The following is a 918-nucleotide window of genomic DNA, read 5'->3' as shown; positions in this document are numbered from 1 at the left end:
GTGCCTAGATATAAATAATATTTTTATATATACAATAAAGGAGATAATTATAATATATTTTAATTATCTCCTTTATTATTAAAATTTATACTAGTTTATGAAATATCTTTTATACCTTAAAATATTTTCAATATTATGCTCTCTAATAATACTTTTTAAATTTCCGAAGTTATAAGTGGCAAGAGCATACTCCCTAATCCTTTCAAATAAATATTTATCTTCATTGTTATTAAACACAACTATAGTCCTAGCAATATCCCAAGCTTTAGATTCTCTTGCAATTAGATTTTTTTTCAAGGCTATAACGCATTCCTCTAAATCAGATGGTAGATTTTTTTTATAAAAGTCTGTTTCTTTTATGTCTATATTATACTCAATTAGTTTCTCGATAATAGTAGATAATATTTTACTATACTCATCTTTGGAATTATAAACATCAGGGTCTAATATATGACCAACTTCATGAGATAAAATAAACTTAGCTATTGATGATATATTAGAATTAGTTATTGGAATAGGATATCTATAAAAATTCATAAAATTAAAAAAGTTATAGCAAAATGATAAAAATCCACTTCTAGATGATAAAACTAATCTTAGCTTAGGTAATGCACATATAGGGATATGTCTATTTTTTGAATAGCAAAGAAAAACTTTTTTATTTATAGTAAGATTAGATAAGGATTTTTTTAATAATCTTTTTTCACCTAAGTTATGATAGCAATATAGAATTTTATTAAAATCTACTTCAGGGACACAGGACATATTAACACCGCCTTAGATTTCTCCGTTTATATATAATATTAAATTGTATATAATTTGTAGCTAATCCAAGTAAAAATATTAATTAGATTAAGTAAGTTGTGATATAATATTTATTTCAAGGTTAATGAAAAGGAAATGATATTGTGGAAAGTG

The 918-nt window shown here is 23.3% G+C and carries 1 protein-coding gene; it reads right to left on the bottom strand.

What is annotated here, in order from left to right:
- Window positions 1-90: 90 nt before the first annotated feature.
- Window positions 91-765 carry a hypothetical protein gene (locus G3997_RS07315; protein ID WP_296644956.1) on the bottom strand — a complete coding sequence of 225 codons (675 nt, stop codon included), beginning with the start codon at window positions 763-765 and terminating at the stop codon, window positions 91-93.
- Between the last annotated feature and the right edge of the window lie 153 nt (window positions 766-918).

The organism is Romboutsia sp. 13368, from assembly GCF_018336475.1.
GTDB lineage: Bacteria > Bacillota > Clostridia > Peptostreptococcales > Peptostreptococcaceae > Romboutsia.
This window is presented reverse-complemented; position numbering and strand designations above follow the sequence as displayed.

What these genes read in the sequence shown, in the direction of transcription:
- G3997_RS07315 (WP_296644956.1), bottom strand. Translation starts at nt 765, where the DNA reads ATGTCCTGTGTCCCTGAAGTAGATTTTAATAAAATTCTATATTGCTAT.